General features: G+C 57.5%; 15 protein-coding genes. 5 read left to right on the top strand and 10 right to left on the bottom strand.

What is annotated here, in order from left to right:
- Positions 1 to 7 precede the first annotated feature (7 nt).
- Entirely contained in the window at positions 8 to 1,546 is a 1,539-nt protein-coding gene (murJ, locus tag BLW11_RS07560) for a murein biosynthesis integral membrane protein MurJ (RefSeq protein ID WP_048359281.1), read from the bottom strand.
- 250 nt (positions 1,547 to 1,796) lie between these two features.
- Between murJ and rpsT the strand changes: the two genes are divergently transcribed.
- The gene (rpsT, locus tag BLW11_RS07555; protein WP_003443902.1) at positions 1,797 to 2,075 is read left to right on the top strand and encodes a 30S ribosomal protein S20; all 279 of its coding nucleotides are present in this window, start codon (positions 1,797 to 1,799) and stop codon (positions 2,073 to 2,075) included.
- A gap of 306 nt (positions 2,076 to 2,381) precedes the next feature.
- Here the strand turns inward: rpsT and BLW11_RS07550 are convergent, their stop codons facing one another.
- From BLW11_RS07550 to rplU, 5 genes are all read right to left on the bottom strand, one after another.
- On the bottom strand, positions 2,382 to 2,843 hold the full coding sequence (locus tag BLW11_RS07550) for a CreA family protein (RefSeq protein WP_048359282.1): 462 nt from the start codon (positions 2,841 to 2,843) through the stop codon (positions 2,382 to 2,384).
- 14 nt (positions 2,844 to 2,857) lie between these two features.
- Positions 2,858 to 3,976, bottom strand: coding sequence for a glutamate 5-kinase (gene proB, locus BLW11_RS07545; RefSeq protein ID WP_048359546.1), 1,119 nt, complete (start codon positions 3,974 to 3,976; stop codon positions 2,858 to 2,860).
- 123 nt (positions 3,977 to 4,099) lie between these two features.
- On the bottom strand, positions 4,100 to 5,326 hold the full coding sequence (gene cgtA, locus BLW11_RS07540) for an Obg family GTPase CgtA (protein WP_048359283.1): 1,227 nt from the start codon (positions 5,324 to 5,326) through the stop codon (positions 4,100 to 4,102).
- Positions 5,327 to 5,523: 197 nt separating this feature from the next.
- Positions 5,524 to 5,799, bottom strand: a complete 276-nt coding sequence (gene rpmA / locus BLW11_RS07535) for a 50S ribosomal protein L27 (protein WP_048359284.1) — start codon at positions 5,797 to 5,799, stop codon at positions 5,524 to 5,526.
- A gap of 34 nt (positions 5,800 to 5,833) precedes the next feature.
- Positions 5,834 to 6,148: a 50S ribosomal protein L21 gene (rplU, locus tag BLW11_RS07530; protein WP_003443915.1), complete on the bottom strand. Its 315-nt coding sequence runs from the start codon at positions 6,146 to 6,148 to the stop codon at positions 5,834 to 5,836.
- Between the two features lie 240 nt (positions 6,149 to 6,388).
- Here rplU and BLW11_RS07525 point away from each other — a divergent pair, with 240 nt between their 5' ends.
- The 3 genes from BLW11_RS07525 to BLW11_RS07515 all read left to right on the top strand — a co-directional run bounded on the left by BLW11_RS07525 (position 6,389) and on the right by BLW11_RS07515 (position 8,344).
- Positions 6,389 to 7,357 (top strand): polyprenyl synthetase family protein, encoded by a 969-nt coding sequence (locus BLW11_RS07525; protein ID WP_048359285.1) that lies wholly within the window; start codon positions 6,389 to 6,391, stop codon positions 7,355 to 7,357.
- Between the two features lie 177 nt (positions 7,358 to 7,534).
- The gene (locus tag BLW11_RS07520; RefSeq protein ID WP_048359286.1) at positions 7,535 to 7,876 is read left to right on the top strand and encodes a zinc ribbon domain-containing protein YjdM; all 342 of its coding nucleotides are present in this window, start codon (positions 7,535 to 7,537) and stop codon (positions 7,874 to 7,876) included.
- Positions 7,877 to 8,071: 195 nt separating this feature from the next.
- Positions 8,072 to 8,344: a PA4570 family protein gene (locus BLW11_RS07515; RefSeq protein WP_048359287.1), complete on the top strand. Its 273-nt coding sequence runs from the start codon at positions 8,072 to 8,074 to the stop codon at positions 8,342 to 8,344.
- Between the two features lie 101 nt (positions 8,345 to 8,445).
- On the opposite strand, the gene bamJ is transcribed toward BLW11_RS07515, so the two are convergent.
- A complete protein-coding gene (gene bamJ, locus BLW11_RS07510) occupies positions 8,446 to 9,063 on the bottom strand; it encodes a BamJ family beta-barrel-assembly machinery protein (protein WP_019824026.1) in 618 nt (205 codons plus the stop codon).
- A 142-nt stretch (positions 9,064 to 9,205) separates the two neighbouring features.
- Positions 9,206 to 9,694 (bottom strand): TIGR00645 family protein, encoded by a 489-nt coding sequence (locus tag BLW11_RS07505; RefSeq protein ID WP_003443930.1) that lies wholly within the window; start codon positions 9,692 to 9,694, stop codon positions 9,206 to 9,208.
- A gap of 142 nt (positions 9,695 to 9,836) precedes the next feature.
- Here BLW11_RS07505 and BLW11_RS07500 point away from each other — a divergent pair, with 142 nt between their 5' ends.
- Positions 9,837 to 11,669 (top strand): hypothetical protein, encoded by a 1,833-nt coding sequence (locus BLW11_RS07500; protein WP_048359288.1) that lies wholly within the window; start codon positions 9,837 to 9,839, stop codon positions 11,667 to 11,669.
- Between the two features lie 9 nt (positions 11,670 to 11,678).
- Here the strand turns inward: BLW11_RS07500 and BLW11_RS07495 are convergent, their stop codons facing one another.
- Complete coding sequence (locus BLW11_RS07495) at positions 11,679 to 11,996, bottom strand: PA4575 family protein (RefSeq protein WP_048359289.1); 318 nt, start codon at positions 11,994 to 11,996, stop codon at positions 11,679 to 11,681.
- 300 nt (positions 11,997 to 12,296) lie between these two features.
- Positions 12,297 to 14,735 carry a Lon protease family protein gene (locus BLW11_RS07490; RefSeq protein ID WP_048359290.1) on the bottom strand — a complete coding sequence of 813 codons (2,439 nt, stop codon included), beginning with the start codon at positions 14,733 to 14,735 and terminating at the stop codon, positions 12,297 to 12,299.
- Positions 14,736 to 15,000: the final 265 nt, after the last annotated feature.

Genomic DNA, 15,000 nt, shown 5'->3' with positions numbered 1-15,000 from the left:
GATTACCCTACATAAGAGACTTGCGTGCGAAATCCTTCAAACGCAGGCCCAGCAGCAGCAACATGCCGAAATAAGCCAGCACACCCGCAATGACCAAGCCGCCCAGACGGATAAACCGCTCCAGCATATTGCCGTGATCCCAGGCAGGCATCAGCTGCATCAAGCCCAGCAGTACTGCAGACATCACGAGCACCGCCAACACCAGCTTGAACAGGTATTTGGTCCAGCCCGGCTGCGCGACAAACAGCTTTTGCCGACGCATCTGCCAGAACAGCAAACCAGCATTGATACAGGCACCCACGCTAATGGCCAACGCCAAACCGGCGTGCTGTAACGGCCCAATAAATACCAGATTGAGCAACTGCGTCACCACCAGGGTAAAAATCGCAATTTTTACCGGCGTGCGAATGTTTTGTTGCGCATAAAAGCCCGGCGCCAGCACCTTGATCATGATGATACCGAGCAACCCAAGCGAATAAGCGATCAATGCGCGCTGGGTCATGGCCGCATCCAGGGCCGTGAACTGACCGTACTGGAACAGCGAAACGGTGAGCGGCTCGGACAAAATGGCCAGCGCCAACGAGCACGGCAGCACCAGCACAAAGCACAGGCGCAAGCCCCAATCGAGGATCCGCGAATACTCCTGACGATCTTTATTGGCGTAGGTTTTGGACAGGGTCGGCAGCAGGATGGTCCCGAGCGCCACGCCCAGCACACCGGATGGCAACTCCATCAAGCGGTCTGCGTAGTACATCCAGGACACGGAACCTGCGACAAGGAAGGAGGCAAATATTGTATTGATGATCAGCGAAATCTGACTGACCGAGACGCCGATAATGGCCGGCACCATGTGTTTCATCACCCGCCACACCCCGGTGTCACGCAGATTGAGGCGCGGCAACACCAGCATGCCGATCTTCTTCAGATGCGGCAGCTGGAAGAGCAACTGGGCCAAACCACCGACCAGCACCGCCCAACCCAACGCCATGATCGGAGGATCGAAATACGGCGTCAGGAACAACGCAAAAATAATCATGCTGACATTGAGCAGGGTCGGCACAAAGGCCGGCACTGCAAAACGGTTCCAGGTATTGAGGATCGCCCCCGCCAGCGATGACAGCGAGATCAGCAATATATAAGGGAACGTGACCCGCAACATGTCACTGGTCAGCTCGAACTTCTCTGGCGTCGTGGCAAACCCCGGCGCGGTTGCCCAGATGACCCAGGGAGCAGCCACCATGCCCAGTACGGTAACAATGGCCAGTACCAGCGTTAAAAGCCCGGCGACATAAGCGACAAAAGTACGGGCCGCCTCCTCACCCTGCTGGCTTTTGTATTCCGCCAGAATCGGCACAAAAGCCTGGGAAAAAGCACCCTCGGCGAAAATCCTGCGCAGCAGATTAGGCAGTTTGAAGGCAATAAAGAACGCATCCGTGGCCATACCGGCACCAAAGGCGCGCGCAATAATGGTGTCGCGAATGAAGCCCAGAACCCTGGAAATCATGGTGATTGAGCTGACGGCAGCCAACGACTTGAGCAGGTTCATTGAAAGAGTTTTTGCCTATAGAGAAAGAGCAGGCGAACAAAGCGCCCACTTATGCGATACTGCGCGCCGCAACAGCACAGAGCCAAGCTCGCGAGTTTACAGGTCAAGCGCCGGAAATAAATATCCCGTCTGCCTCGATCCACCACTCAGCGGATCGCATCAAACGCCCTTGACAAGAGTTCTCGTCATCGGCATGATTCGCGGCCTATTTTGTTTGTTATTTCCCAAAAGTCTTTCGAGGAGCTCGACGGTGGCCAACACACCTTCCGCCAAAAAACGTGCAAAACAGGCTGAGAAGCGTCGCAGCCACAACGCCAGCCTGCGTTCCATGGTTCGTACCTACATCAAGAATGTAGTTAAGGCCATCGACGCAAAAGACGCTGCTAAAGCGCAAGCTGCCTATGTTCTGGCTGTTCCTGTTATCGACCGTATGGCCGATAAAGGTATCATCCACAAGAACAAAGCTGCTCGCCATAAGAGCCGCCTGAATGGCCACGTCAAGGCGTTGAACCTTGCGACTGCTGCTTAAGCGATAAGCTTTTTAAAAAACCGACCTCAGGGTCGGTTTTTTATTGCCTGCGATTTGATATTCACCCCCCCCCGAACGCAGATCCTGTAGCCGCTGACGAGCGTAGCGAGGCTGCGCTCGAGCGCGAAGCGGTCGTAATCTCACAACCTTCACCTTACCTCAATGACCGCACCCTCCGGCTTTGCGACGGCTTCGCCGTCGAACGCAGCCTCGCTGCGCTCGTCTGCGTCTACAAAAACGTCAAAGCAGTAAAAATTTGGCAAAAAAAAAAGCTGCGATAAACGCAGCTTTTTTTATTGAGACCCGTTACTCGTGCGCCCACGGCAAAATCGGAATCGCGGTGACTGCGTTCTGCGGACTGCCTTCGATCAGGCGGTCGCTGTACACCAGATACACCAGCGTATTGCGCTTCTTGTCGAGGAAACGCACAACCTGCATGGTCTTGAACACCAGCGAAGTGCGCTCTTTGAACACCTCTTCACCATCCTTCAGATCACCCTTGAAGCTGATCGGCCCGGTCTGACGGCACGCAATCGAAGCTTCGGCGCGATCTTCAGCCAAACCCAAGCCGCCTTTCATACCGCCCGTCTTGGCGCGGGACAAGTAGCAGGTCACACCGTCAACCTTCGGATCATCGAACGCTTCGACCACGATACGATCATTGGGCCCGACAAACTTGAAGACCGTCGACACCGTGCCGATTTCTTCAGCCGACGCCAGCAACGGCATCGCCAGCATCAACCCCAGCAAACCTTTAATCAGACGCATTCGACACCTCTAAATCAAACCAGAATCAAGTTATCGCGGTGAACCAGCTCCGGCTCCGCCATATAACCCAACAAACCAACTATCGCATCCGACGATTGCCCAATAATTTTCTGGGCCTCTGCAGCACTGTAGTTGGCCAGGCCGCGGGCGATCTCCCGCCCGTCCGGCGCCACACAGACCACCATCTCACCGCGACGGAAACCGCCCTGCACCGCCTTGACGCCCACCGGCAGCAAACTTTTATTGCCCTGGGACAATGCCGCCACGGCACCATCGTCCAGCACCAGCGTGCCGCGGGTTTGCAGATGCCCGGCCAGCCACTGTTTGCGCGCCGCCAGCAGGCCGCGCTCAGGGGACAGCAACGTACCCAGGCGCTCACCCGCCTTCAGACGATCCAGCACACGCTCCAGACGCCCGCCCACGATGATTGTGTGCGCACCCGAACGGGCCGCCAGTCGCGCTGCGCGCAGCTTGGTCTGCATCCCGCCACGCCCAAGCGCGCCGCCCGTGCCGCCGGCCACTGCATCCAGCGCAGGGTCATCGGCACGCGCCTCGTAGATCATCTTCGCATCGGGGTTATTGCGCGGATCAGCATCAAACATGCCATCGCGATCGGTCAGGATCACCAGCAGGTCAGCCTCGACCAGGTTGGCCACCAGCGCCGCCAGCGTATCGTTGTCACCGAAACGGATTTCGTCCGTGACCACCGTGTCATTTTCATTGATGACCGGGATCACGCCCAACTCCACCAACGCACGCAAGGTACTGCGGGCGTTGAGATAACGTTTGCGATCCGACAGATCGTCATGGGTCAGCAGGATTTGCGCCGTGTGCCGCGAGTGCTCGGCAAAGCTCGACTCCCAAGCCTGCACCAGACCCATCTGGCCAATGGCAGCAGCGGCTTGCAACTCATGCATGGCACTCGGTCGTACCGTCCAGCCCAAGCGGCTCATCCCGGCCGCTACCGCACCCGAAGACACTAGCACCAACTCGACGCCCGCCTCATGCAAGGCCACCATCTGCTCGACCCAGACCCCCATCGCCACGCGATCCAGGCCCTTGCCATCCGCTGTCAGCAACGCGCTGCCGATCTTCACGACCCAGCGCTGCGCACCCGTCACCTTGCTCCGCATCATCATCCAACCTATGCCTGAGAGCAGCGCGACCGAGCGCCACCCATGGAATTATTTTTGATTACCAATTAGTAGATGCTAAAACGCCGCTCATTGAGCGGCGCTGTAGTTTACTGCAACGAATCAGTCGCGGACGTAAATGATTTCCGGACCATCTTCGTCTTCAACATCTTCTTCATCCCAGTCATCGTCACCGATGTCATGGACGCTCTTCACGCCGCTGCGACGCAGGGCGCGCTTGTCATCCAGCGCCTGCAACTGCGCACGGGCCTCATCTTCGATGCGCTGATCAAGCTCAGCCAATTCTTCTTTATAAGCAGGATCATTGGCCAGACGGTCAGCACGATCTTCCAGATAACGCATGATGTCATGACACAGCTTCTCGGTACCGATCTTGGCAATGGCCGAGATCACATACACAGGGCCGGTCCACTCAAGGCGATCCACGACTTCTTTAACGCGCGCATCGTGCTCGTCTTGCGGCAACGAATCACACTTGTTCAACACCAACCAGCGATCACGCTCAGCCAGGGACGGGCTGAACTTGGTCAGCTCGTTGACGATGATTTCAGCGGTGTCAGCAGCACTTTCACTGCCTTCAACCGGTGCCATGTCGACGAGGTGCAACAACAGGCGGGTACGCGCCAAGTGCTTGAGGAAGCGAATCCCCAGGCCCGCACCATCAGAAGCACCCTCGATCAAGCCAGGAATATCGGCAATCACAAAGCTCTTCCAGCGATCCACGCTGACTACACCCAGGTTTGGCACCAGGGTAGTGAACGGATAATCCGCCACTTTTGGCTTGGCTGCAGACACCGAACGGATAAAGGTACTTTTACCCGCATTCGGCAAGCCCAGCAGACCCACGTCAGCCAGCACTTTCAATTCCAGTTTCAGGTCACGCTGCTCACCCGGCTTGCCCGGAGTGGTCTGGCGTGGAGCCCGGTTGGTACTGGATTTGAAACGCGTGTTACCCAGACCGTGCCAACCGCCATGCACCACCAGCAAACGCTGGCCAGCTTTGGTCAGGTCACCAATGATTTCCTGGGTGCCCGCATCGATCACCGTGGTGCCGACCGGAACACGCAGCTCCAGATCTTCACCCTTGCGACCCGTGCAATCCGCGCTACCGCCGTTCGAGCCGCGCGGGGCATCGAAGTGACGGGTGTAGCGGTAGTCAACCAGGGTATTGAGGTTTTCGTCGGCGATCATGTAGATCGAGCCGCCATCACCGCCGTCACCACCGTTCGGACCACCGTTTTCGATGAATTTCTCACGACGGAAACTCATGCAACCGTTACCACCGTCGCCTGCTTTTACTTTGATCGATACTTCATCAACAAACTTCATAACAAAACACGCCTCTCGTCATCAGGACGAGCCGATAAAAACCAAGACATAAGACTCTTGCAAAAATGAGCGCAGCGACCTCAATCAACGACCGTTAAATCCAGCGCCGGCAGCCCATACAAACAGTTTTGCAAGAGACTCACCCCACAAACGAAAAAGCCCCGTCGCAAGACAGGGCTCTTCCAGCTACCAAGCTATTACGCTGCGACGACAACAGTCTTCGGAACGATGCTTACGTAGCGGCGACCGAAGGCGCCCTTAACCTGGAACTTGATCACGCCTTCCACTTTCGCGAACAGGGTGTGATCTTTGCCCATACCAACGCCGTAGCCAGCGTGGAATTGGGTGCCGCGCTGACGCACGATGATGTTGCCCGGAATGATAGCCTGGCCGCCATACATCTTCACGCCAAGGCGTTTGGCTTCTGAGTCGCGACCGTTACGGGTACTACCACCAGCTTTTTTGTGTGCCATGAGTCAATTCTCCTAGTGAGGAATTAGGCTGAAATTAAGCCTGAATACCGGTGATTTTGATCTCGGTGTACCACTGGCGGTGGCCCATACGCTTCATGTGGTGCTTACGACGACGGAACTTGATGATGCGGATTTTATCGTGACGACCTTGGGAGATCACTTCAGCAACAACAGTGGCGCCAGGAACAACTGGAGCGCCGATGTTTACGTCGTCGCCATTGGCGACCAACAGAACGCGATCAAAAGTTACGGATTCGCCGGTAGCGATTTCCAGTTTTTCGATCTTCAGGTATTCACCTGGAGCTACTTTGTATTGCTTGCCACCAGTAACGATTACTGCGTACGACATGGTATTTCTCCGATAATCCTGCTCACCCAGCTCTTTATAGGTAAAGGTATTGGCTGGCATGGCTGCATGGGGCTGGAACGGCCCAAGTGCAATTGCGTAAGGCAGGTGCTGCCCAGGAAGTTCAGGGTGCGCGATTGTACGCAAGGCACGTCAGGGTTGCAAGGGGCCGCCCATCGCGCCTTGACAGGCCCTCCCCCCGACCTAGCATGCCGCGCAACCCTTCTGGAGCACCTGTCGCTGATGCAACCCCAAGCTTTCTACCGCGCGGTGGCGGACGATTTTAGCGCCGTCGATGGCATCATCAAGAAGCAGCTGACTTCACGCGTACCGCTGGTCTCAAAAATCGGCGATTACATCACTTCGGCCGGCGGCAAACGCCTTCGTCCTTTATTAGTGCTGTTGTGTGGCAAGGCCCTGGGCCGCGAAGGCGACGATATGCGTCTGCTCGCCGCGACCATCGAGTTTTTGCACACCGCCACCCTGCTGCACGACGACGTGGTCGACATGTCGGGCATGCGCCGTGGCCGCAAAACAGCCAATGCCACGTGGGGCAACGCCCCCAGCGTACTGGTTGGCGACTTCCTGTACTCACGCTCCTTCGAAATGATGGTTGAGCTGGGCTCGATGCCAGTGATGAAAATCCTGTCGCAAGCCACTCGCATCATTGCCGAAGGCGAAGTGCTGCAGCTGTCCAAGGTGCGCGACGCCAGCACCACCGAAGAAACCTATATGGAAGTCATTCGCGGCAAAACCGCGATGCTGTTCGAGGCTTCGACCCACAGTGCCGCCGCACTGGCCGGTGCCACGCCAGAACAAAGCGAAGCCCTGCGCACCTTTGGTGACCACCTGGGCGTGGCTTTCCAGCTGGTGGACGACCTGCTCGACTACCGCGGCGACGCCGAAACCCTGGGCAAGAACGTCGGTGACGATCTGGCCGAAGGCAAGCCGACACTGCCCTTGATCTACACCATGCGCGAAGGCACGCCAGAGCAGGCAGCCCTGGTGCGCAAGGCCATCCAGAAAGGTGGCATTGAAGATCTGGAGAGCATTCGTGAAGCCGTTGAGGCGTCCGGCTCGCTGGAGTACACCGCACAACTGGCTCGCGACTATGTGGCCCGTGCGATTGTCTGCCTTGAAGCCCTGCCGCCCAGCGAATACCGCGATGCGCTGGTGGAGCTGAGCGAGTTTGCGGTAGCCCGCACGCACTAAGCCTGTAGCCGCTGCTGCAGGCTGCGATAAAAGGGCCGCAGGACCTTCATAATCTGAGGGCCGCTGCGCAACCCATCGCAGCCTTCGGCAGCGGCTACAATGCCTGCGCCCCCCCTCACCGCTAAAACCCTATACAATACGTGCCTTTTAGCCATCCTGACTCTTAAGGAGCTTTGAGTGAGCACGTTGCCACCCTGCCCAAAATGCAATTCCGAATACACCTACGAAGACGGCGTTCAGCTGATCTGCCCGGAATGCGCCCATGAGTGGTCCGCCAGCGGCGACGCTGAAGACACCAGCGATGTGAAAGTCTACAAAGACTCCGCAGGCACTGTCCTGGCCGACGGTGACACCATCACCGTGATCAAGGACCTGAAAATCAAGGGCACCTCCCTGGTCGTCAAAGTGGGCACCAAAGTCAAAAACATTCGTCTGTGCGATGGCGATCACGATATCGATTGCAAAATCGACGGTATCGGCCCGATGAAACTCAAGTCCGAGTTCGTGCGCAAGGTCTGATTCTGCTGCTGACCTTCCTGCGTTTCGCGCAGGAAGGTGCTACTCCCCTCGCTGTACTCCCCCGCAATATCAAAAAGCCAGTCAGCTTGACCCACCACAGTGTTTGCATGGAAAAAACACAAATCCGCCAATAGGCACTTGCTATTAAGCGAATAAGAATTATTCTCATCGGTACTCATCAAGGAGATACCGAACATGACTTATTTGATAGATGCCTGGCTGGACCGCCCACATCCGTACCTGCGAATCCTGCATCGGGAAACCGGGGAAGTCTGTGCAGTACTGGAAGAAGAAGCGCTCAACGAGCTGCAGGATCAGGGCGACCTGGATTTCAACGGGCTCAACTCCAGCGAGCCGCTGGTGCTCAAGGAGCTGGTGCGTAATCTGTTTCTGTTTTGCTATGCCCGGGCATTGCGCCCAATCGGCACCACTGACACCCACGAGCATCACGCCAAAATAGTGATATGAGGTATGTCAAAAGCAAACGGGCTTGCTTGCGATACAGACGACATGACGTCATCCGGATCGCCAGCAAGCCCGCTTTACCAACGCTTTAAACTGCCGAGTTCTTACAGAACGTCCAGCAGCTCAACGTCGAATACCAGCACGCTGTGCGGAGCAATGCTGCCAACGCCTTGGGCGCCGTAAGCCAGTTCGCTCGGCACGTAGATGCGCCATTTGCTGCCGGCGTTCATCAGTTGCAGGGCTTCAGTCCAGCCGGCGATCACGCCGCCCACCGGGAATTCTGCTGGCTGACCACGATCGTAGGAGCTGTCGAACACAGTGCCGTCAATCAGGGTGCCGTGGTAGTGAACACGTACGGTGTCTTCACGGGATGGCTTGGCGCCTTCACCTGCAGTCACAACTTCAAATTGCAGGCCCGATGCCAGAGTGGTGATGCCGTCTTTCTTGGCGTTTTCAGCCAGGAAAGCCTTGCCTTCACCTGCAGCGGCTTCAGCTTTGGCAGCCGCTTCAGCTTGCATGATCTCGCGGATCACTTTGAAGCTGGCGCTCATTTCTTCCTGACCTACACGGCTTTCCTTGCCCGCGAAAGCGTCAGTCAGACCAGCCAGGATCGCATCCAGGCTAATGCCCGGTGGCGGGTTGTCGCGCAGTTGGTCACCCAGCTGACGGCCAATGCCGTAGCTAACGCGGGTTTCGTCGGTCGACAGATTTACTTCGGACATAACACTGCTCCGCTGTGAGGGTATTGAGGAAAAGCCTGTACCGCGCTGCTCCCAAACACCCTGAACCAAAAAAGGGCCAGCAGACTACCACAGCCCCCAAAGCCTTCGCAGCCCGGGTTCGTTCGCGCCCCCTGGCCAGTCATCAATGCTTGGTCAATTTATCCAGATAGCCCATCGCAAACGCCGATACCACGAAGGTCATGTGAATGATCACGTACCACATCAGGTATTGGGGCTCGATGTTGCGCGCATCCATAAATACCCGCAGCAGGTGGATCGAGGAGATCGCCACAATCGAGGCCGCGACTTTCATTTTCAGCGACGTGGAGTCCATCGTCCCCAACCAGCTAAGCTTTTCTTTGTGGTCGTCGATATCCAGCTGCGAGACGAAGTTCTCATAGCCCGAAATCATCACCATCACCAGCAAACCGCCCACCAGAGCCATGTCGATCAGCGACAGGATGACCAGGATCAAATCCGACTCACTTAACGCGAACACGTTGGGGATTACGTGAAACACTTCCTGAAAGAACTTCAACGCCAAAGCCAGCAGGCCCAGCGAGAGCCCAAAGTAGATTGGCGCCAAAATCCAGCGCGAGGCGTACATTGCGTTTTCGATAAAGCGTTCCATTGAATCTCACAGGAAGTAAAAAAATGGGCGCGAGTATATCAGTGAGAAAAGCACAGAGATAAAGAGCTCGAAACAGCCTGTAAAAACATTTTCTGCTAGTGTCCACCTCCTCAGCATTGTTTACGGACAGGAAACCCGAACCATGGATCTGCGATTTCCCTTGGCTTGTTTTGGGCTTTCGATGGCTTTACTCGCCTCCAGCGGCTGCTCCCCTGATGACGAACACCAGCAGGCCAGCCTGGAAGAGCGCAGTGCAGCGTTCGAAAAGAGCCTAGACACCATCAAGGATCAGCAGCTCAAAGATGCCGTCGCAGACCTGGGCGGCTCCTTGCTGCTGCTTGAGCGTGCGCGCCTCAAGCTGCAGGACAAGCCCGTCGAGACCGAATATGGCACTGACGACCTTGCACTGCTCAAGCACTACCCAAGCAGCCAGGCGCTGAGCGATGCCTATATCAACGGGCTGTTTGTGATGCGCAAAAACTCCAGCTCTGATTACCTGACGGACCTGGAGCCTGTTTTCCCGTTCCCGCTCAACAGTGCGTCCGAATTCCCGTTCCCCCATGCGCTGGAATGGCAGTCTGTGACCCTGAGCAACAAACAGGTCGTGCCCTTTCAGCCCGAGTGGTCTGAAACCGACCCCGGCATCCAGCTCAGCCCCTCCAGCGCCAACCTGAGCAACCCGGACGACCTGACCGTCACCTACCCCTATATCGACGGGATTGAGGTCGAGAACACCCAGCAACCTCAGCCCCTGATGCTGCACGGCAAAGTCGAAGTGATCGCGCCGGGCAAAGTGGTCACTTTCAACCTGACGGCCAAGGACGTGGGCAAAACCCGTACCGACGGCACCATTAGCGCAACCTTGCTGACACTGGGCAAAAACTTTGCCGAAGTGGATATCGTCAACAGCGCCCCGCTGGCCGAGCAAGTGCGCGACACCCCGCTCAACCCGCTGATCATCCAGGCCCGCGATCACTCCGGGCAGTTCCTGGCACGTTCCGGCTCGATCAACGAAAACGCCGAACAGCTGGCCTTTTATCAGGAGCAGCTGGCACAGATGCTCAAGCAAACCGCCTGGACCGACGCTTTCGGCCAGCAGCTGGATAACGAACAAAAGGCCTTTGACCAAAAACACACCCACCATTACAGCAAGGTGTACTTCAACGGCACGGTCGAAAATATCGACATCAACGTGCTCGACTTTTCCACCGCCAACATCACCCGCAAGGCGCTCGACCTGCCCGTGCGCAAGCTCGACAGAAACGTCGTGGGCAAAGAGATTCAGCCCCTGCCGCTCAACGTGGTGGTCTATGACGATCAGGCCGCCAACTACCTCAAGGGCGCCAACCTGGAACCCGGGCAGCTGGAAAAAAGCGTGGTGATCCGCCAGTCAGTGGACGACGCCAGCGCAGCCACCCTTGAGTTCAGCCACCCCGCCACCTTCAACGACGAAATGCTGGGCGCGCTCCCCGACCATTCTGACGCGCCGGTTACCTTCTTTGCCGAAGACGACACGGGCAAGCGCAGCGAACCTTTGGAGCTGCCCACTGAAGCGTTCGATGTCGACCCCCACGCGGGCGTCATCACCTATGACCTGAACCTGTTCCCCGAAACCCCGGCTTACGCGGTTGGCTCGATCCCGCTGTTTATCGCCGACATCGACAAACAGGTCCTGGACGTCGCCCACCTGCCCAAAGGCCTCGAGCTCAAAGGCAACGCACTGGTCGTGGATCAAAAGGTATTCCCGTCCGAGGCCTGGCGCTTTTACGCCAAAGACGACACGGGCAACTATCTGAAGGAAGTGGTAGCCGTCAGCCATAGCGCCGAGCCCAATGGCCCGACCTTGTTCGACGTGCATTACTTTTATGGGCAGCCGACCCAGCTTGAAAGCTATGCCCGCACTGAGCTGAACCCCGTTGAATACGGGTTTGAGGTCAAGCTCGACAAAGCGCCGGAAGCCAGCGCTGCGCAATAGAATCGCCGCTTAGCGGGAGGCATGACAGCGCCCGCCATTGATCTGACGCAACTGGGCCTGCACATGCAGGCACCAGATCTGCGGGTCGTACACGAGCCGGTAGCCATGCAGCGTCAGGCTTTCAACAATTGATTCAAGAATGGTTTCGGCCACAAACGGGCCTGGGAACGGGCCTTGTGCCCTGATGGTCGTGGGCTGTTCGCCTGCCAGGCCGGCAGCAAAGAGCAGCGTCCACATCCCGGTATTGCCTGCCAGCGGTCGAATGCTGCATTCGATACGGGTCACCAGGCCCAAGCAGTCTCGAGTAAGGCAAAGGTTGCGCGACATGGCGGCGACCCCCGTTAGGTTCTGTCTTCAGCCGCACACAACGGGCCGCATCGTCCAGTGACGACAGTTTAGTCCTTGACCTCAGAATAGAAGAAAAAGCGCATAAGAAAAGTTGCCAATGACCAACGGCCTGATCGACTGGCGACTGTACTTACTATGGGAGCAGCTGCCCCGATGCTACCGCAGTCTTGTAGCCGCTGCCGCAGGCTGTGAGGGGCTGCAAAGCAGCCCCTCACCAGGCAGGGACGAAGGCCCTGCGGTCCTAATCGCAGCCTTCAGCAGCGGCTACAGGTTTGTGGTTCAGGCTGGCTTCTTCTCTGCCAAAGCTTGTGCCAGCAACTCCTTTTCGGCTTCCTTGAGGTCGTCGTCGCTGATCATCTCGGCAATCACCCGCAACCGCTCAACCACGCGGGCATTGACGCTGCCTTCAGGGAACTGGCCTTCCTCGTCCGGCTCACCGGCAGGCTCGCCCACCAGTAAACTCAACGCCTCATCGGCCTGACGCACCGCATACACGTGGAACTTGCCCTCGCGCACGGCCTGCAGCACCTTTTCATCCAGCATCAAGGTCGCCACGTTGGCCTGCGGAATGATCGCGCCCTGCTCGCCTGTAAGACCTCGCGCCTCACACAGTCGGAAGAAGCCTTCGATCTTCTCGTTAACCCCGCCCACTGCCTGCACTTCACCAAACTGGTTGATGGATCCGGTGATGGCAAAACACTGCTTGAGCGGTGTTTTGGACAGTGCAGAAATCAACGTACACGCCTCGCCCAGCGACGCACTGTCGCCATCGACGTAACCGTAGGATTGCTCCAGCGCGATACTGGCCGAGATCGCCAGCGGGAATTCCTGGGCGTAACGGCTGCCCAGGTACCCGGTCAGGATCATCACGCCTTTGGAGTGAATCGGCTGGCCCAGGTTAACTTCGCGCTCGATGTCGACAATGCCGCTGCCGCCCGGGTACACCGTGGCGGAAATCCGCGCCGGCACACCAAAGGCCGAATCACCGACTTCCAGCACCGTCAGGCCGTTGCACTTGCCGACCGCCGCGCCATCGGTGTCGATCAGAATGATCCCCGCCAGCATGTCATCCAGAATCCGTGCCGACACACGCCCGGTGCGGGTGGCCTTGGCCTTGAGCGCACGTTCGATATGCCCGGCGTCGGTCATTTCGTCGCCGGCCAGATGGCGAATGAAATCCGCTTCGCTGACCAACTGAAACAGATCGCCAATACGCGCAGACAAACGCTCCTGATGCTCGGCCAAGCGCGCGCTGTAGGTCGCCAGACGCGCCACCGCACCGGCGGTCAACGGCGCCATGCCTTCCTCCGAGGTGCGGGTGGTCAGCAACTGGGCAAATTGCTCCAGGCTCTCATCGACCATCGGGATGTCTTCATCGAAGTCCACCAGCACCCGGAACATCTCCTGAAAGTCCGGGTCGAGGTCCTGCAGCGTGTAATACAGCTGGCGGGCACCAATGATGACCACCTTGACCTGCAAGGGGATGACTTGCGGGTTGAGAGTGATGGTCGCCAGGCGGCCCATCTCGCCCAGCGGCGACTCCATTTTCAGTTTGCGCGATTGCAGGGCGCGCTTGAGGGCATCCCACACAAACGGCTCACTGAGCATCTTCTCGGCTTCGAGAATCAGGAAGCCGCCATTGGCACGGTGCAACGCGCCGGGGCGAAGTTGGCGGTACGTGGTGTACAGCGCGCCCTGGTCGGTGCTGTATTCGATACGGCCAAACAGGTTGTCGTAGGTCGGGTGCGGCTCAAACACTACCGGTGCGCCGCCGCTCATGGGCTGGCCCACGACCAGGCTCGGCAGGTACTGCTCTTCGAGCAATTTGCGCGCCTGGGCGTCAGTCTTGCTGTCGTCGACCAGTTGCTCGACCACGGTTTTGAGCAAGTACACCTGCATGGCCTGCAAATAGCCGCAGACCGCGCCGTTTTCGGCGTATTTCTGCGACAACGGCGACAGCAACGGCTGCAAGGCCAGGGTGATGGTTTCTTCGTTCAAATGACGCAGCTGATTGTTCGACTCGCGCTTCCACTGAGGCAGGCTCGCCAACTCTTCGTTCAGGCGCTCTTCGAGCCCGGAAATATCTTCGTGAAAACGCTCGCGCTCTTCCTCGGGCAACTGCGAAAACTCGGCCTCATCCAGCGCCTTGCCATCACTCATCGGGGTGAAGGCCACGTTGCTGCTGTCGCGGTACAGCGCCACGCCTTTTTCCAGCGCCAGGCGCTCGATCACATCCAGCGCACGGTCGTAGCGCTGGTTGAACCCACGGTCGATGGCGCTTTTGCGCTGCTGGTACGTCGGGTGCTCGAACACCGCCGGGAAAGTCGCCAGCAGGTTATCGATCAAATGATTGATGTCGCCAATAAACGCGCCTGCGGAACTCGAAGGCAATTCCAGGGCACGGGGCTCACGCGGCTCATCAAAATTATTGACGTACACCCAGTCGCTCGGCGACTTCAGGCGCTTGCCCTCAGCCTTGAGGTAGCGTTTGACGAACGAGAAGCGACCCGTACCCGGCTCGCCCATCACAAATACGTTGTAACCCGGACGTGGCATGGCCACGCCAAACTGCAAGGCTTCGACCGCACGCTCCTGGCCGAGAATGCCGCGAAAGGGTTCTAAATCATTGGTGGTCGAGAAGCTGAACTGTTCAGCGGAGAAAGGACGGGTTAGCGCGTCGGGCGCTAGACGCAAGCTGGTGGCAACAGAATCAGGCATCGGGCTTCCTTACATCGGGCGGGGCAGATGGCAGCATTCTGGCGCTGGCTGTACATCACTGGCAAGGCGTACAACACGGGAAAAATCGCCCCTCAATGTTTACGGGCAAAAAATACCCTCCATCAACGATTGTTTTACAAAAAGTCACGGAACCTGCCGATCGTGCCTAGACTCCAACCTGTTACGCGGCTGGAAGGCATAACTGGCCCGTACTGGCGCTTCAGGGCCAGAAACCCTTGTCCATTGGTTGCACACATATAGAGAA

The sequence above is a fragment of the Pseudomonas deceptionensis genome (assembly GCF_900106095.1).
In the GTDB taxonomy this organism is placed as follows: domain Bacteria; phylum Pseudomonadota; class Gammaproteobacteria; order Pseudomonadales; family Pseudomonadaceae; genus Aquipseudomonas; species Aquipseudomonas deceptionensis.
This window is presented reverse-complemented; position numbering and strand designations above follow the sequence as displayed.